The organism is Pseudolabrys sp. (assembly GCF_050250095.1).
Lineage (GTDB): Bacteria > Pseudomonadota > Alphaproteobacteria > Rhizobiales > Xanthobacteraceae > Pseudolabrys.
In genome coordinates, this window is record NZ_JBFWPH010000006.1 from 63,743 (window position 1) to 78,623 (window position 14,881).

A 14,881-nucleotide genomic window follows, 5' to 3' on the forward strand; every position below is an offset into this window, starting at 1 on the left:
ACAGGGCCGGGCATGACAGAAACTAGTGCGCCTCGTCCCAGTTGGACGCGGCGCGGGCATCCACCTGCAGCGGCACCTTGAGCGCGACGGCTGGCATCGGCGCCTCGACCATCACCTTCTGGATGATCGGCAGGGTTTTCGTCACTTCCTTGTCCGGCACTTCGAAGATCAGTTCGTCGTGGACCTGCAGCAGCATCTGCGCGCCGAGCTTCGCCTTCGCCAGTTCCGGCTCGATGCGCATCATGGCGCGGCGGATGATGTCGGCGGCCGAGCCCTGCAGCCGCGCGTTGATCGCCGCGCGCTCGTTGAAGGCGCGCAGCGACGGGTTCGGCGACTTGATCTCCGGGTAGTGACACTTGCGGCCGAAGATCGTGAGCACATAGCCATTGTTACGGCAGAACTCGCGGGTCTCGTCCATGTAATCGCGGATGCCGGGGAAGCGCTCGAAATATTTCTTGATGTAGCTGCCGGCCTCCTCGCGGCCGATGCCGAGCTGCGCGGCAAGCCCGAAGGCCGAAATGCCGTAGATGATGCCGAAGTTGATCGCCTTGGCGCGGCGGCGCGTCTCCGGCTTCATGCCCTTGATCGGCTCGCCGAACATTTCCGACGCCGTCATGGCGTGAATGTCGACGCCGTCCTTGAACGCCTGGCGCAGCGTCGGCACGTCGGCGACCTCGGCGAGCAGCCGCAGCTCGATCTGCGAGTAGTCGGCCGAAACCAGCTTCATGCCCTCCGCCGGCACGAAGGCGCGGCGGATCTTGCGGCCGTCCTCGGTGCGCACCGGGATGTTCTGCAGGTTCGGCTCGGAGGAGGAAAGGCGGCCGGTCGTCGTCGCGGCGAGCGCGTAGCTCGTATGGACGCGATGCGTCGCCGGGTTCACGTAGGTCGGCAGCGCCTCGGTATAGGTCGAGCGCAGCTTCGAGACCTGCCGCCAGTCGAGGATCTTCTTCGGCAACTCGTGGCCCTGCTCGGCGAGGTCTTCAAGCGCGCGGGCGCCGGTCGCCCATTGCCCGGTCTTGGTCTTGGTGCCGCCCGGCAGCTGCATCTTGCCGAACAGGATTTCGCCGAGTTGCTTGGGCGATCCCGGATTGAGCGGCTCGCCGGCGAGCTTCTGGATTTCGTCTTCCAGCGCGCCCTGTTTCTGCGCGAACTCGCCGGACAGCCGCGACAAAACCTGTCTGTCGATCGAGATGCCGCGCTGCTCCATGCGCGCCAGCACCACCGGCATGTTGCGCTCGAGCGTCTCGTAGACCGTGGTGACATGCTCGGCCGGCAGCCGCGGTTTCAGCGCGAGCCACAGCCGGAGCGTGACGTCGGCGTCTTCCGCCGCGTACTCGGTCGCCTTCTCGATGTGGACGCAGTCGAAGGTGATGCGCGTCTTGCCGGTGCCAGTGACGTCGTCATATTTCACGGTGTCGTGGCCGAGCCACTTGCGCGCGAGATCGTCCATGCCGTGGCCGCCCTTGCCGGCGTCGAGCACGTAGGACATCAGCATGGTGTCGTCGGACGGCGCGGTGTCGATGCCGCGCTGGGCGAAGATCAGCCAGTCGTATTTCAGGTTCTGCGCGATCTTCAGCACGCCGGGGTCTTCCAGCAGGCCCTTGAGCGCCTTCAGCGCCTCGGCCTCGGGGATTTGCCCTTCGCAGAGCTTCGCCTGCGGCGCGAACAGGTCGCCGCCGGCCGCCGCGCCGCCTTCGCGATGACCGACCGGCACGTAACAGGCCTCATTTGGCGTCACCGCGAGCGAAAAGCCGCACAGCTCCGCCTGCATCGGGTCGAGGCTGGTCGTTTCGGTGTCGACGGCGACGACGCCTTCCTCGCGTGCGCGGGCGATCCAGTGTGCCAGCCGTTCCGGCGTCGACACGGTTTCGTATTTGCCGCGGTCGAAGGCGATGGCGCGCACGGTTTCGGCGCGCGCGGTGGCGAGCGCGGCGGGCGAGGCCGCGCCGTTGCCGCTCTTGCCGGATTTCACCGCCGGTTTTCCGGCGGCTTTTGCGCCGTCATCGCGCGCCGGCGCTTCCGCCGGAGCGCTGCCGAGCTTCGGCGTGCCGGCGATCAGCCGCGTGTCGGGCTCGATCTGTGAGGCGTCGATCTCGGCCTCTTCCGCGACGCGGCGGGTGATGGTGTTGAACTCCATCGCCTTGAGGAAGGCGATCAGATGCTTGTAGTCCGGCTCATGCACGGCGAGATCGTCGACCGGCACCTCGAGCGGCACATGCTGGTCGAGCGTGACGAGGCGCTTGGACAGCCGCGCCAGCTCCGCATTGTCGATCAGCGTCTGCCGGCGCTTGTCCTGCTTGATCTCGCTTGCGCGCGCCAGCAGCGTTTCGAGGTCGCCGTAGTCGCCGATCAGCTGCGCTGCGGTTTTCACGCCGATGCCGGGCACGCCCGGCACGTTGTCGGAGGAATCGCCGATCAGCGCCTGCACCTCGATGACCTTGTCCGGCGGCACGCCGAATTTCTCGATCACTTCGTCGCGGCCGATCACCTTGTCCTTCATGGTGTCGTACATCGTGACGCCGTTGCCGACGAGTTGCATCAGGTCCTTGTCGGACGACACGATGGTGGTGGTCGCGCCGGCCTCGCAGGCGAGGCGGGCATAGGTCGCGATCAGGTCGTCGGCCTCGAAGCCCTGCTGCTCGAGACAGGGGATTTCGAAGGCGCGCACCGCGTCGCGGATCAGTGGAAACTGCGGCCGCAGGTCTTCCGGCAGTTCGGGGCGGTGCGCCTTGTAGTCGGGATAGAATTCGGTGCGGAAGGTTTTTTCCGATTTGTCGAAGATCACCGCGAGATGGGTCGGGCGGTTTTCCGGCTTCATTTCTTTCAGCAGCTTCCACAGCATGTTGCAGAAGCCGAGCACGGCGTTGACCTGCAGCCCGTCGGACTTGCGGGTGAGCGGCGGCAGCGCATGATAGGCGCGGAAGATGTAGCCGGAGCCGTCGACCAGAAAGACGTGGTCGCCTTTCCTCAGGCCGGACGCGGCGGCGGATTTCGGCGCCGGTTTCGCGGCGGGCTTTGTCGCGGCCGCCTTTGCGGCCGGGTTGGCCGTGGATTTTGACGCGGCTTTCGCCGCCGGTTTCGCGGGCTTCGACTTTGCAGGCATGGCCCGAATGTGGGCCGTCCGCGCCGCTTTAGCAATCCGTCCCGGCCGGGGTGTGAATCATTCCGCCGGCTGCAGGGCGGGGCGGCGCTTTTCAGTCAGCCAGAACATTGCGGGCCGTTCGAACAGGAAGCGGGCCGGGGTGTTGCGGGCGAGCCAATAGAGGACGAGCGCGCCGATCACGCCGCAGGCGGTGACGATCAGCGCGATCGCGCCGAGGTCGGTGATAATGCCGGTCTTCAACAGCACCGCGCGGCTCGCGGCCATCGGCAGGAAGAAGGCGAGGTAGATCACGATCGAATGCTCGCCGCAGTAGCGCAGCGCGTCGAACACGCGGCCGACCGAGAACAGCGCCGAGACGCGGATCACCGCCGCCGCGCCGATCAGGCCGAGCGCGAGCGAGATGAAGGGCAGCGTCGACCAGCCGGCCCAGACCATATAGCCGTTGACCGGCGCCCACAGCGCGAGCAGCAGCGCGCCTTTCCAGGGCTTGCGCTGGACCTCGTTAGCGACCTTGAAGATATGCGGCGCCAGCACATAGCCGGTGTAGATGTAGATGAAGCGCGAGAAGAACTCGTCGATCACCATCCAGCCGACATTGAGGTGCGAAATTTCCATCGCCGCCGCGATCGGCCACATCACCCAGACCGGGATGCGCTTCGTCAGCTTGATGAACACGAAGAAGATCGGCAGCAGATAGATGAACCACAGCGTGCCGAACGGCTCGATGAACGACAGCGCATACATTTTCAGGACGCCGGCCGCGCCGAGTTCGGCCGCCATGCCGGGCGCCTTGAAGGCGAACTGGATCGTCATCCAGAGGATATAGAAGTATGCGAAGTGGACGACCTTGCGGTCGAGATAAGTGCGCCAGTCGCGGTCGATGACGAGCGCGAGGAACAGGCCGGAGATCATGAAGAAGTCCGGCATGCGGAACGGCCGGGCGAATTCGACGACGTGGTGCATCCAGCCGGTCGCGCCTGCTGCGGCCTCGACGCCGAGCGTCGAGTGCATCATCACCACCATGACGATGCAGAAGCCCTTGGCGTAGTCGACCCAGTCGACGCGCCCGTCGCGCGACGTGATGCTCTGATGCGTGCCCATAAGCGCCGTCCCTTTTGCCGTCTGGTATGGCGTAAAGACGTTGCTTTGGCGTTTACGCCACCGCAGAAAGGCGGCGGTATCCGGCTCGCAAGCCCGCGCCTGCTCTGCTAGAAAGCGCGGCGTCTCTGATGCTTGGCGTCCCGTTAACCCTACCGCGGCGGAAACCATGCGCGTCGCCATGATCGGCACCGGTTATGTCGGCCTCGTCTCCGGGGCCTGCTTTGCCGACTTCGGCCACGACGTCGTGTGCGTCGACCGCGACGCCGCCAAGATCGGCGCGCTGAACGCCGGACAAATTCCGATTTACGAGCCGGGGCTCGACGCGCTGGTCGCGACAAACGCGAAAGCCGGCCGGCTGACCTTCACCCGCGATCTCGCCGGTGCGGTCGGTAAAGCCGAGGCAGTGTTCATCGCGGTCGGCACGCCGTCGCGGCGCGGCGACGGCCATGCCGACCTCACTTATGTATTCGACGCGGCGCGCGAGATCGCCGCGGCGCTGAAAGGCTTCACCGTCGTCGTGACCAAGTCGACCGTGCCGGTCGGCACCGGCGACGAGGTCGAGCGCGTGATGCGTGAGACGCGCAGCGATGCGGAATTCGCGGTGGTGTCGAACCCGGAATTCCTGCGCGAAGGTGCGGCGATCCAGGACTTCAAGCATCCCGACCGCATCGTGGTCGGCACCGACGACGCGCGGGCGAAAGCGGTGATGGAGGCGCTGTATCGTCCGCTGCATATCAATCGCGGGCCGTTGATGTTCACCGGGCGGCGCACCGCGGAACTCATCAAATACGCGGCCAATGCCTTTCTCGCCACCAAGATCACCTTCATCAACGAGATCGCGGATCTCGCCGAAAAGGTCGGCGCCGACGTGCAGGAGATCGCGCGCGGCATCGGCCTCGACAACCGCATCGGGTCGAAGTTCCTGCATGCGGGGCCGGGCTATGGCGGTTCGTGTTTCCCCAAGGACACCGTGGCACTGATCAAGACCGGGCAGGACCACGACGCGCCGCTGCGCATCGTCGAGACGGTCGCGGCGGTCAACGATGCGCGCAAGCGCGGCATGGCGAAGAAAGTCTCGGCCGCGCTCGGTGGCGACCTGCGCGGCAGGACCGTCGCCGTGCTGGGACTGACCTTCAAGCCGAACACCGACGACATGCGCGAGGCGCCGTCGCTGCCGCTGATCGCCGCGCTGCGCGACATGGGCGCGGCCGTGCGTGCCTACGATCCCGCCGGCATGGAGCAGGCGAGGCCCTTGCTCGGCGGCGACGTGACCTATTGCAAGGACGCTTACGATTGCGCGTCCGGCGCGTCCGCGCTCGTGATCGTCACCGAATGGGAGCAGTTTCGCGCGCTCGACTTCGCGCGGCTGAAGCAGGTGATGGCAAGGCCGGTGCTGGTTGACCTGCGCAACGTCTACCGCGCCGGCGACGTCGCCGCGCAGGGATTCACTTACGAGAGCGTCGGGCGGCCGAAGCGATGACTCCCTTTGTAGCGCCGCACAGAAGCTGTTGTCCCCCGCGAAGGCGGGGGACGAGCTGCCCGCAATATTCCTGATACAAATCTCCGCTCACCGCCGCGAAAGCGGGGGTCCAAATCAATTCGCTGGATTCCCGCTTTCGCGGGAATGAGCGGGTCTGACGATAGACTGAGTGCTGATGCGCAGTTTCGATACCCCACTCCCCATCGACGACGCGCTGCCGGGCCTGACGCGGGCGCTGGCGGCGAACAACGCCGCCGTGCTGGTCGCGCCGCCGGGCGCCGGCAAGACCACGCGGGTGCCGCTCGCGCTTCTCGACGAGCCGTGGGTGAAGAACGGCAAGATTCTCGTGCTGGAGCCGCGCCGCATCGCGGCGCGCGCGGCCGCCGCGCGCATGGCGCAAACGTTGGGCGAGCAGGTCGGCGACACCGTGGGCTTGAGGGTGCGGTTCGGCTCGAAAGTGTCGAAGCGCGCGCGCATCGAGGTGGTCACCGAAGGCATTTTCTCGCGGCTCATCATCGACGATCCCTCGCTTGCGGCCGTCGCCGCGGTGCTGTTCGACGAATTCCATGAACGCTCGCTCGACGCCGACATGGGCCTCGCGCTGGCGCGCGACGCGCAGCAGGGCCTGCGCGACGACCTGCGTATCCTCGTGATGTCGGCGACGCTCGACGGCGCGCGGGTGGCGGCGCTCCTCGGCGACGCGCCGGTGGTCGAAAGCGAAGGTCGCGCCTTTGCCGTGGAGACGCGCTATCTCGGCCGCGACCAGCGCGCGCGGATCGAGAACCAGGTGGCGGACGCGGTCGCCCGCGCGCTGCGCGCGGAAACCGGCTCCGCGCTGGTGTTTCTGCCGGGTGCCGGGGAAATCCGCCGCACCGAAACTCTGTTGAAGGACAACCTGCGCGATCCTTCGGTCGATGTCGTCGCGCTCTATGGCGCACTCGACGCACAGGTGCAGGATCGCGCCATCGCGCCCGCGCCAAAAGGCCGGCGCAAGGTAGTGCTCGCAACCAGCATCGCGGAAACCTCGCTCACCATCGAGGGCGTGCGCATTGTCGTGGACTCAGGCCTTGCCCGCGTGCCGCGCTACGAGCCCGACGTGGGGCTGACGCGGCTTGAAACCGTGCGGGTGTCGCGCGCGGCGGCCGATCAGCGGCGCGGCCGCGCCGGGCGCACCGAGCCGGGTGTCTGTTACCGACTATGGGACGAGCCGCAGACCGGCTCGCTCGAGCCTTATACACGGCCGGAAATCCTGTCCGCCGATCTCACCTCGTTCGTGCTCGACCTCGCGCAATGGGGTGCGGCCGATCCTGCCAAGCTCGCCTTTCTCGATTCCCCGCCGCGGGCTGCGCTGAGCGAGGCCAGGGCGCTGCTGGTCGAACTCGACGCCATCGATGCGGACGGCCGCATCACCGACGAGGGCCGCAAGCTGCGCGCGCTGCCATTGCCGCCGCGGCTCGCGCGCATGGTGGTCGATGCCGGTATGCGCGGGGCGGGCGAGCTTGCGGCCAACATCGCGGCAATCCTGACCGAGCGCGGGCTGGGCGGCGACGATCCGGATTTGCGCCACCGGCTCGACAATCTGCGACGCGACCGCTCGCGCCGCGCCGAGGATGCGCGCGCGATGGCGAAGCGGTGGAATGAACTCGTCATTCCGGGGCGCCGCGAAGCGGCGAACCCGGAATCCAGAACTGGACTCCGGGTCCACGCTTCCAGCGCGTCCCAGAGTGACGGAGAGGAATTGTGCCCCGGCGCTCTCCTCGCGCTCGCCTATCCCGACCGCGTCGCGAAACGGCGCGGCGGCGAAGGCCAGTTCGTGCTCGCCAATGGTCGTGGCGGCAATCTCGATCCGGCGTCGTCGCTCGCCCGCGAGCCGTTTCTCGCGGTGGCCGAGATGACCGGCGTGGCGGCCAACAGCCGCATCGTGCTCGCCGCGCCGATTTCCAGCGAGGAGATTGAGACGCTGTTCGCCGCGCATATCGCGCAGCGCGAGGAGGTGACGTTCGACGCTGCCTCCGCTTCGTTGCGCGCGCGGCGCGGGCGCAAGCTCGGCGCGCTCATGCTCAATGAGCAGGTTTTGTCCGTGAAGCCGGACGAGGAAACGGCGCGCAAACTCGCCGAAGGCATCGCCGCGCTCGGCATCGCGCGGCTGCCGTGGAGCAAGGCGCAGTTGCAGTTCCGCAATCGCGTCAACTTCCTGCGCAAATCTGAAGGTGACGAGTGGCCTGACCTTTCCGATGCGGCGCTGGCGACAAGTGCCGCCGAATGGCTTGGTCCCTTCCTCACCGGCAAGACCGCGCTGTCGCAGATCGGCGCCGACGATCTCGGCAATGCGCTCGACGCGGCTCTGCCGTGGGAACTGCGCAGGCGGCTCGACGCCGAAGCGCCGACGCATTTCGCCGCACCGTCTGGCTCCCATGTGCCGATCGACTACGAGGCGGAGGAGGGGCCGAAACTCGCGATCCGCGTGCAGGAATTGTTCGGGCTCGGCGTGCATCCGAGCATCGCCAAGGGGCGGGTGCCGCTGGTGATCGAACTCCTGTCCCCCGCGCACCGGCCGGTGCAGGTGACGCGCGACCTGCCGGGCTTCTGGCGCGGCAGCTATGCCGACGTGAAGACCGAGATGAAGGGCCGCTATCCGCGGCATCCCTGGCCGGACGATCCTTTGAAAGCGCCCGCCACCCGCCGCGCCAAGCCGCGGGGGGAGTAGTGTCCGTCAATTCGAGGCATTCGCTTAACCCCCCGCTCACCATGCCGCCGGGTGGCGGCGCGCCGTTAAGCCGGCCTTGGCAGCCGCCGTGGTGATGTGCCGCCGATAACGGGGCAGGCTGGGACGATGCGTTCTCTTCTTCTCTTTGCGGCAATCGTGTTTCTCGGCGGCGGCGTGCTGGCGCGCTACACCGCCGACGAATTCATGGCGCGGCCGGACCAGCCGCGCGCCGGTCTCAACGCGCAGGCGAAATATGTCGAGCCGCCGCCGGCCCCGATCGAGCCGAGCGCGGCGAGCTACTCGCGCCGGGTGACGCTCGACGGCGACCGCAGCGGTCACTTCCGCGCCGAGGCGGAGGTCGACGGCCGCCGCATCGACTTCGTGGTCGACACCGGCGCCTCGGTCGTCGTGTTGCGCGAGAGCGACGCCTTCCGCGTCGGCGTGCGGCCCTCGCACCGCGACTACACCGCGCGCGTCTCGACCGCCAATGGCGAGGTCAAGGCGGCGCGCACCAAGCTTCGCCGGGTCGAGATCGGCGGCATCACCGTCTATGACGTCAGCGCCATGGTGCTGCCCGACGAGGCCCTGAGCACCAATCTGCTTGGCGTGTCGTTCCTGTCGCGGCTCAAGCGCTACGAATACGCCAACGGCCGCATGGTGCTCGAGCAGTAAGCCCACAATTCCGTCGTTTTCCGCCCGCAGGAAGATCGCCCGCACGACGTTCTTGCGCGCCCGCCGGGGTGCGCTATTGGATATCGTCTTATTGCCGACCAGAGGTTTCGATGTTTCCTGCGCCCAGGCCCGCGCTCACGCCCAATACCTATGAGTATGAATCCTCGCCGCTGGTGAAGCCGACCGGCTTCCGCGAATACGACGCGCGCTGGCTGCTGGAAAAAGAAATCAACCTGATGGGCGTGCAGGCGCTGGGCCTCGGCCTCGGCACGCTGATCCACGAGATGGGCGTGAAGCCCGAGATCGTCACCGGCCACGATTTCCGCGCCTATTCCGCCTCGGTGAAGATGGCGCTGATCTCCGGCCTGATGGCGGCCGGCTGCAAGGTTCACGACATCGGCTTGGCGATTACGCCGATGGCGTATTTTGCGCAGTTCGCGCTCGACGTGCCCTGCGTTGCGATGGTGACGGCTTCGCACAACGACAACGGCTGGACCGGCGTGAAGATGGGCGCCAACCGTCCGCTCACCTTCGGCCCGAAAGAGATGACGCGGCTGAAGGAGATCGTGCTGGAGGCGAAGTTCGCGGCGAAGGCCGGCGGCAGCTATCACTTCGTCGAGAATTTCCCGGCGCAGTACATCGCCGACGTCACCAACCGGCCGAAGCTGAAACGCAAGCTGAAGGTCGTCGCCGCCTGCGGCAACGGCACCGCCGGCGCCTTCGCGCCGAAGGTGCTGGAGGCGATCGGCTGCGAGGTGGTGCCGCTCGACTGCAATCTCGATCACACCTTCCCGCGGTACAATCCGAACACCGAAGACATGGAGATGCTGCACGCGATGCGCGACGCGGTGCTGGTCAACCGCGCCGACGTCGCGCTCGGCTTCGACGGCGACGGCGACCGCTGCGGCGTTGTCGACAACGAGGGCGAGGAGATTTTTGCCGACAAGGTCGGCGTCATGCTGGCGCGCGACATGTCGTCGATCCACAAGAACGCGACCTTCGTCGTCGACGTGAAATCGACCGGCCTGTTCAACACCGATCCGGTGCTGAAGGCGAACGGCGTCAAGGCCGACTACTGGAAGACCGGCCATTCCTACATCAAGCGCCGCGTCAACGAACTCGGCGCACTGGCCGGCTTCGAGAAGTCCGGCCACTTCTTCTTCAACAAGCCCTATGGCCGCGGCTATGACGACGGCATGATCTTCGCCCTCGCGGTGTGCGACATGCTCGACCGCAACCCGGACAAGACGGTGGCCGACCTGCGCAAGGCGCTGCCCAAGACGTGGGGCTCGCCGACCATGTCGCCGCATTGCGACGACGAGAAGAAATACGGCGTCGTCGAAGCCGTCACCGAGCACTTCCAGAAGGCGCATGCCGACGGCAAGCCGGTCGCCGGTCAGACGGTGCGCGATGTCGTCACCGTCAACGGCGTGCGCGTCACCGTCGAGGACGGCACCTGGGGGCTGGTGCGGGCGTCATCGAACAAGCCGGAACTCGTCGTCGTGGTCGAAAGCCCGGTCTCCGAACAGCGCATGCGCGACATGTTCAAGGCGATCGACACCGTGCTGCGCACGCACCCGGAAGTCGGCAAGTACAACCAGACGATTTGATTTCCAGTCATTCCGGCGCGCGCCGAGGGCGCGAACCCGGAATCCAGCAATCACATTCCATGTCTCTGGATTCCGGATCGTCGCTGCGCGACGTCCGGAATGACGGAGGGGAAAGTCAGCCCCAGAACCGTCCCGTGCCGCCGATCGCGACCACGATCAGGCCGAGCGGCAGATTGATCGCGATGATCTGGCGGATGCGGTTCAACTGCGCGCCGGCGTCCGGCCATTGCTGCGCGTCGACCGCGCGCTTGAACTTCAGCCACGGCCCGTGGAACAGCCACGCATAAAGCGCCACCATGACGAGGCCGATGGTCTGCATCAGGTTGATGTAGAGCGGCGCCTTTGCGAAGCCGCCGAAGGTCGAGACCAGCATCCAGTAGCCGCTGACGAGCAGCAGGACGACCGCGACCCAGACCCAGGGGAAGAAGCGCTGAAAGAAGCCGCGCCACAGCGCGAGCCGCTGCGGCGGCTCGAGCGCGCCTGCCGCCGGGCGGAGGCAGAGATAGGCGGCGAACATGCCGCCGACCCAAACGACGGCACTCAGGATGTGCAGGCCAAGCGCGAGCGAAAGCAGATGCATCGGAGCCTCCGGCAATTTATTTCATGTGTAGTCTAACATGACGCGCGGCGGTTGCTGCGATAAAAGGCGGCATGCGCATCGTCATTCTCGGCGCCGGCCCGGCCGGCCTTTATCTCGCGTATCTCATCAAGCGCCGCCAGCCGGGCGCGGACGTCACCGTCGTCGAGCAGAACCCGGCCAACGCCACCTTCGGCTTCGGCGTGGTGTTTTCCGACCGCGCGCTGGAGTTCCTGCGCGGGGACGATCCGGAGACCTATGCCGCCATCACGCCGGCGATGGAGGTGTGGAGCGACATGACGCTGGTGCTGCGCAACGAGCGGGTGACGCTCGACGGCATCGGCTTCGCCGCGGTCGGCCGGTTGCAGCTTCTTCAGATGCTGCAGGCGCGGCTCGCCTCGGTCGGCGTCGTGCCGCAGTTCGAGCGCGCGGTGACCTCGCTCGACGAGCTTGGCGAAGCCGACCTGATGGTCGGCGCCGACGGCGTCAATTCGCTGGTGCGCAAGACATTCGAGCAGGAGTTCGGCGCAAGCCTCTCTTATCTCAATAACCGCTTCGCCTGGTTCGGCACCACCAGGCCGTTCGACACGCTGACGCAGACCTTTCGTCACACGCCGATCGGCGATTTCAATGCGCATCACTATCGTTACGCGGCGAACCGCAGCACGTTCATCGTCGAGATGGACGAGGCGAGCTTCGTGCGCGCCGGCTTCGAGCGCATGCCGGCCGACGACGCCCGCGCCCTGTGCGAAAAAGTGTTCGCCGACGCGCTCGACGGCCACCGGCTGATCTCCAACAATTCGATCTGGCGGCGCTTTCCGCAGGTCTCGAACGCCCGCTGGCATCACGGCAAATACGTGCTGATCGGAGACGCATTGCGCACCGCGCATTTCTCCATCGGCTCCGGCACGCGACTCGCGATGGAGGACGCCATCGCGCTCGACCGGGCGCTGGCCGCGCACGGCGATGACGTCGCGGCGGCCTTGCCGGCCTTCGCGGCGGCGCGGCGGCCCATCGTCGAAAAGATCGTCAGCGGGGCGAACGCCAGCGCGGCGTGGTACGAGCGCTTTGCCGAGCACCTCCAGCTTCCGCCCTACGACTTCGCCATGAGCTACCTGACGCGGTCGGGCCGGATCGATCTGGAGCGGTTGCGAGCGGTTTCGCCGCAATTCGTCGCCCGTTACGAGCAGTCCCGCGCGTAATTTCCGCTGCCCCGCGTTGGGTTAACAATTCATAAATTCTTGCGTCATAAAGCTGTCAGCCGGCGAAACCGGGCTGGTGGCATGATGCTCGACACCTGGCTTTATGCGCTTGCGTTGATCGCGCTGCTTGCAGGCGCGGCAGGTGCCGTCTATTGGCGCCGCGCGGCGGTGCTGCGTTCGACCACGGACCCCAGCCTGCTCATCAAGGTTCTCAACAACATGACGCAGGCCGTCATCATGGCGGACAACGACGGCCGCATCGTCTTCTTCAACGACCGCTATATCGATATGTACCGGCTGTCGCGCGAGGTGGTGAAGCCCGGCGCGCTGCTGCTCGACGCGCTGCGCAACCGCAAGACCGTCGGCAATATCGACATGGATCCCGAAAAATACTGCGAGGACGTGCTGGCGCTGATGCGCAACGGCGAGACGATGAGCCGCGTCGTCGATACGCCGGAGGGCCGCACCGTGCTGGTCTGCAACCGGCCGATCGCCGACCGCAAATACTGGATCGGCACCCACGACGACATCACCGAGCGCATGAAGGCGGAACGCCAGAACGCGGCGATGTCCGAGCAGGAGCGCCGCCGCACCGAGATCGACGCCGAGTTGCGCGCCTTCCGCGAAACCGTCGCGCTGGCGCTGAAGACGGTCGGCGAGGGCGCCGCGGCGCTGAAGTCGGTCGCCGCCGCGCTGACGCAATCGTCGGGGCGCACGGCCGAGCGCGCCGGCCACGCCGTCGTCACGTCCGACGAGGCCTCCACCAACATCACCACGGCGGCAAGCGCGGCCGAGGAACTGATGGTGTCGATCGCCGAGATCGGCCAGCAGGTCGGCCACGCCGCGGAGCTGGTGCGCTCCTCGGTCAGCGAGGCCGACGCGGCCGACGCGCAGATGCGCCGGCTGACCGAGACGGTGCAGGAGATCGGCGACGTCGCCAGCCTCATCAGCGACATCGCCGAGCAGACCAATCTTCTGGCGCTGAACGCCACCATCGAGGCCGCGCGCGCCGGCGAGGCGGGGCGCGGCTTCGCGGTGGTCGCGGCGGAAGTGAAGACGCTCGCGGTGCAGACCGCGAAGGCGACCGAGCGCATCGCCTGCCAGATCGAGGCGGTGCAATCCTCGACGCAGGAAGCGGTGGATGCGATCCGCCGCAACACCGGCCGCATGCAGGAAATCGACGGCTATACCTCGGCGGTGGCGCGCGCCCTGCAGCAGCAGGACAGCGCGACCGGCGAGATTGCGCGCAACGTCTCCGGCGCGGCGGACGCCGCCAAGGTGGTCGTCACCGTGCTGCACGAGGTCAACACGGCGATCGACGAGGTGCGCGCGGCCTCGACGACGGTGCTCGGCGCGACCGGGACGGTGGAGAACGCCGCCAACGGTCTGAAAGAACGCATCGAAGGCTTCCTCAGCCGCGTCGCGGTCTAGCTCAAACTCCGCTCATTCCCGCGCAAGCGGGAATCCAGAGTGTCGCTCACAAGCCGGTTATTTGGTTCTGGACCCCCGCTTTCGCGGGGGTGAGCGGCAATTGTTGGCCTGTGTCGCGGTCTAGCTGTTCCGCGCATCCTTGCGCAGCGTCGGCAGGCCGATGCCGGTCGAATCGAATCCGCCGTCCACCGCCAGCACCTGACCGGTGATGTAGCTCGCGCGATCGCTGCACAGGAAGTAGATCGCCTCCGCGAGTTCCTGCTCCAGCCCGTAGCGATTGAGCGGCATGTGGTCGTGGTAATCGGCGCGGATCTCAGGGGTGTGCACGGCCTTCGCCATCGCGGTGTCGACCGGACCCGGCGCCACCGCGTTGACGCGGACGCCGTAGCTCGCGAACTCCACCGCCTGCTGCTTGGTCAAATGCGCGAGGCCGGCCTTGCTGGTGCCGTAGGCGACACGCAGCGTCGAGGCGCGCAAGCCGGAGATCGACGTGATGTTGACGATGGCGCCGCCGCCATTGTCGCGCATCAACGGTGCGGCGGCCTGCGAGCACAGGAACGGCCCCGACAGGTTGACCGCGAGCACGCGCGACCAGTCGGCGAAGCTCGTCTGCAGGATCGGGCCGAAGATCGCGATGCCGGCATTGTTGACCAGCGCGTCGAGCCGGCCGAACCGCTGCACCAGCGAGGCGAAAGCGCCGGCCACCGACTGCGGGTCCGAGACGTCGCATTCGAGCGCCAGCGTGGTGTCCGGCTTTGCGATCTCGGCAAACGCGCGATGGAGCGTCTCGGCATTGATATCGAGCAGGGCGACCTGCCAGCCGTCGGCGAGGAAGCGCTTGGCGGTGGCGAGGCCGATGCCGCGCGCGGCCCCGGTGACGAGAGCGACTTTGTCGGAAAGGCGGGTCATGTCGGTGCGGATCCTGTCCGTGCTGGTTCTGGGAGCGAAGAATCTGCTCTGGATTTAGCAGGCCGGCCCGGTGCGCGGAAATGTCCCGG

General features: G+C 66.8%; 10 protein-coding genes. 6 read left to right on the forward strand and 4 right to left on the reverse strand.

All coding sequences use genetic code 11. The features are described from left to right. Positions 1–22: 22 nt before the first annotated feature. Both polA and AB7F10_RS16945 read right to left on the reverse strand, forming a co-directional pair. Positions 23–3,103, reverse strand: coding sequence for a DNA polymerase I (polA, locus tag AB7F10_RS16940; protein ID WP_428563335.1), 3,081 nt, complete (start codon positions 3,101–3,103; stop codon positions 23–25). Positions 3,104–3,160: 57 nt separating this feature from the next. Continuing rightward, positions 3,161–4,204, reverse strand: a complete 1,044-nt coding sequence (locus AB7F10_RS16945) for an acyltransferase family protein (protein ID WP_428563333.1) — start codon at positions 4,202–4,204, stop codon at positions 3,161–3,163. 166 nt (positions 4,205–4,370) lie between these two features. On the opposite strand from AB7F10_RS16945, the gene AB7F10_RS16950 reads away from it, so the two are divergent. The 4 genes from AB7F10_RS16950 (at position 4,371) to AB7F10_RS16965 (ending at position 10,673) form a co-directional block, all read left to right on the forward strand. Then, on the forward strand, positions 4,371–5,684 hold the full coding sequence (locus tag AB7F10_RS16950) for a UDP-glucose dehydrogenase family protein (protein ID WP_428563331.1): 1,314 nt from the start codon (positions 4,371–4,373) through the stop codon (positions 5,682–5,684). Between the two features lie 175 nt (positions 5,685–5,859). Then, entirely contained in the window at positions 5,860–8,391 is a 2,532-nt protein-coding gene (hrpB, locus tag AB7F10_RS16955) for an ATP-dependent helicase HrpB (protein WP_428563453.1), read from the forward strand. Positions 8,392–8,517: 126 nt separating this feature from the next. Next, a complete protein-coding gene (locus AB7F10_RS16960) occupies positions 8,518–9,063 on the forward strand; it encodes a TIGR02281 family clan AA aspartic protease (RefSeq protein ID WP_428563329.1) in 546 nt (181 codons plus the stop codon). Positions 9,064–9,173: 110 nt separating this feature from the next. Beyond that, a complete protein-coding gene (locus AB7F10_RS16965) occupies positions 9,174–10,673 on the forward strand; it encodes a phosphomannomutase/phosphoglucomutase (protein ID WP_428563327.1) in 1,500 nt (499 codons plus the stop codon). A gap of 115 nt (positions 10,674–10,788) precedes the next feature. Here AB7F10_RS16965 and AB7F10_RS16970 read toward each other — a convergent pair whose 3' ends face one another. Beyond that, entirely contained in the window at positions 10,789–11,253 is a 465-nt protein-coding gene (locus tag AB7F10_RS16970) for a CopD family protein (protein ID WP_428563325.1), read from the reverse strand. A gap of 71 nt (positions 11,254–11,324) precedes the next feature. Here AB7F10_RS16970 and AB7F10_RS16975 point away from each other — a divergent pair, with 71 nt between their 5' ends. Together AB7F10_RS16975 and AB7F10_RS16980 are read left to right on the forward strand one after the other, a co-directional pair. Further along, entirely contained in the window at positions 11,325–12,452 is a 1,128-nt protein-coding gene (locus tag AB7F10_RS16975) for an FAD-dependent monooxygenase (protein ID WP_428563323.1), read from the forward strand. Between the two features lie 81 nt (positions 12,453–12,533). After that, positions 12,534–13,883, forward strand: coding sequence for a methyl-accepting chemotaxis protein (locus tag AB7F10_RS16980; protein WP_428563321.1), 1,350 nt, complete (start codon positions 12,534–12,536; stop codon positions 13,881–13,883). A gap of 120 nt (positions 13,884–14,003) precedes the next feature. Here AB7F10_RS16980 and AB7F10_RS16985 read toward each other — a convergent pair whose 3' ends face one another. Continuing rightward, on the reverse strand, positions 14,004–14,792 hold the full coding sequence (locus AB7F10_RS16985) for an SDR family NAD(P)-dependent oxidoreductase (RefSeq protein WP_428563319.1): 789 nt from the start codon (positions 14,790–14,792) through the stop codon (positions 14,004–14,006). Positions 14,793–14,881: the final 89 nt, after the last annotated feature.

What these genes read in the sequence shown, in the direction of transcription:
- AB7F10_RS16950 (WP_428563331.1), top strand. Translation starts at nt 4,371, where the DNA reads ATGCGCGTCGCCATGATCGGCACCGGTTATGTCGGCCTCGTCTCCGGG.
- AB7F10_RS16960 (WP_428563329.1), top strand. Translation starts at nt 8,518, where the DNA reads ATGCGTTCTCTTCTTCTCTTTGCGGCAATCGTGTTTCTCGGCGGCGGC.
- polA (WP_428563335.1), bottom strand. Translation starts at nt 3,103, where the DNA reads ATGCCTGCAAAGTCGAAGCCCGCGAAACCGGCGGCGAAAGCCGCGTCA.
- AB7F10_RS16975 (WP_428563323.1), top strand. Translation starts at nt 11,325, where the DNA reads ATGCGCATCGTCATTCTCGGCGCCGGCCCGGCCGGCCTTTATCTCGCG.
- AB7F10_RS16945 (WP_428563333.1), bottom strand. Translation starts at nt 4,204, where the DNA reads ATGGGCACGCATCAGAGCATCACGTCGCGCGACGGGCGCGTCGACTGG.
- AB7F10_RS16980 (WP_428563321.1), top strand. Translation starts at nt 12,534, where the DNA reads ATGATGCTCGACACCTGGCTTTATGCGCTTGCGTTGATCGCGCTGCTT.
- AB7F10_RS16965 (WP_428563327.1), top strand. Translation starts at nt 9,174, where the DNA reads ATGTTTCCTGCGCCCAGGCCCGCGCTCACGCCCAATACCTATGAGTAT.
- AB7F10_RS16985 (WP_428563319.1), bottom strand. Translation starts at nt 14,792, where the DNA reads ATGACCCGCCTTTCCGACAAAGTCGCTCTCGTCACCGGGGCCGCGCGC.
- AB7F10_RS16970 (WP_428563325.1), bottom strand. Translation starts at nt 11,253, where the DNA reads ATGCATCTGCTTTCGCTCGCGCTTGGCCTGCACATCCTGAGTGCCGTC.
- hrpB (WP_428563453.1), top strand. Translation starts at nt 5,860, where the DNA reads ATGCGCAGTTTCGATACCCCACTCCCCATCGACGACGCGCTGCCGGGC.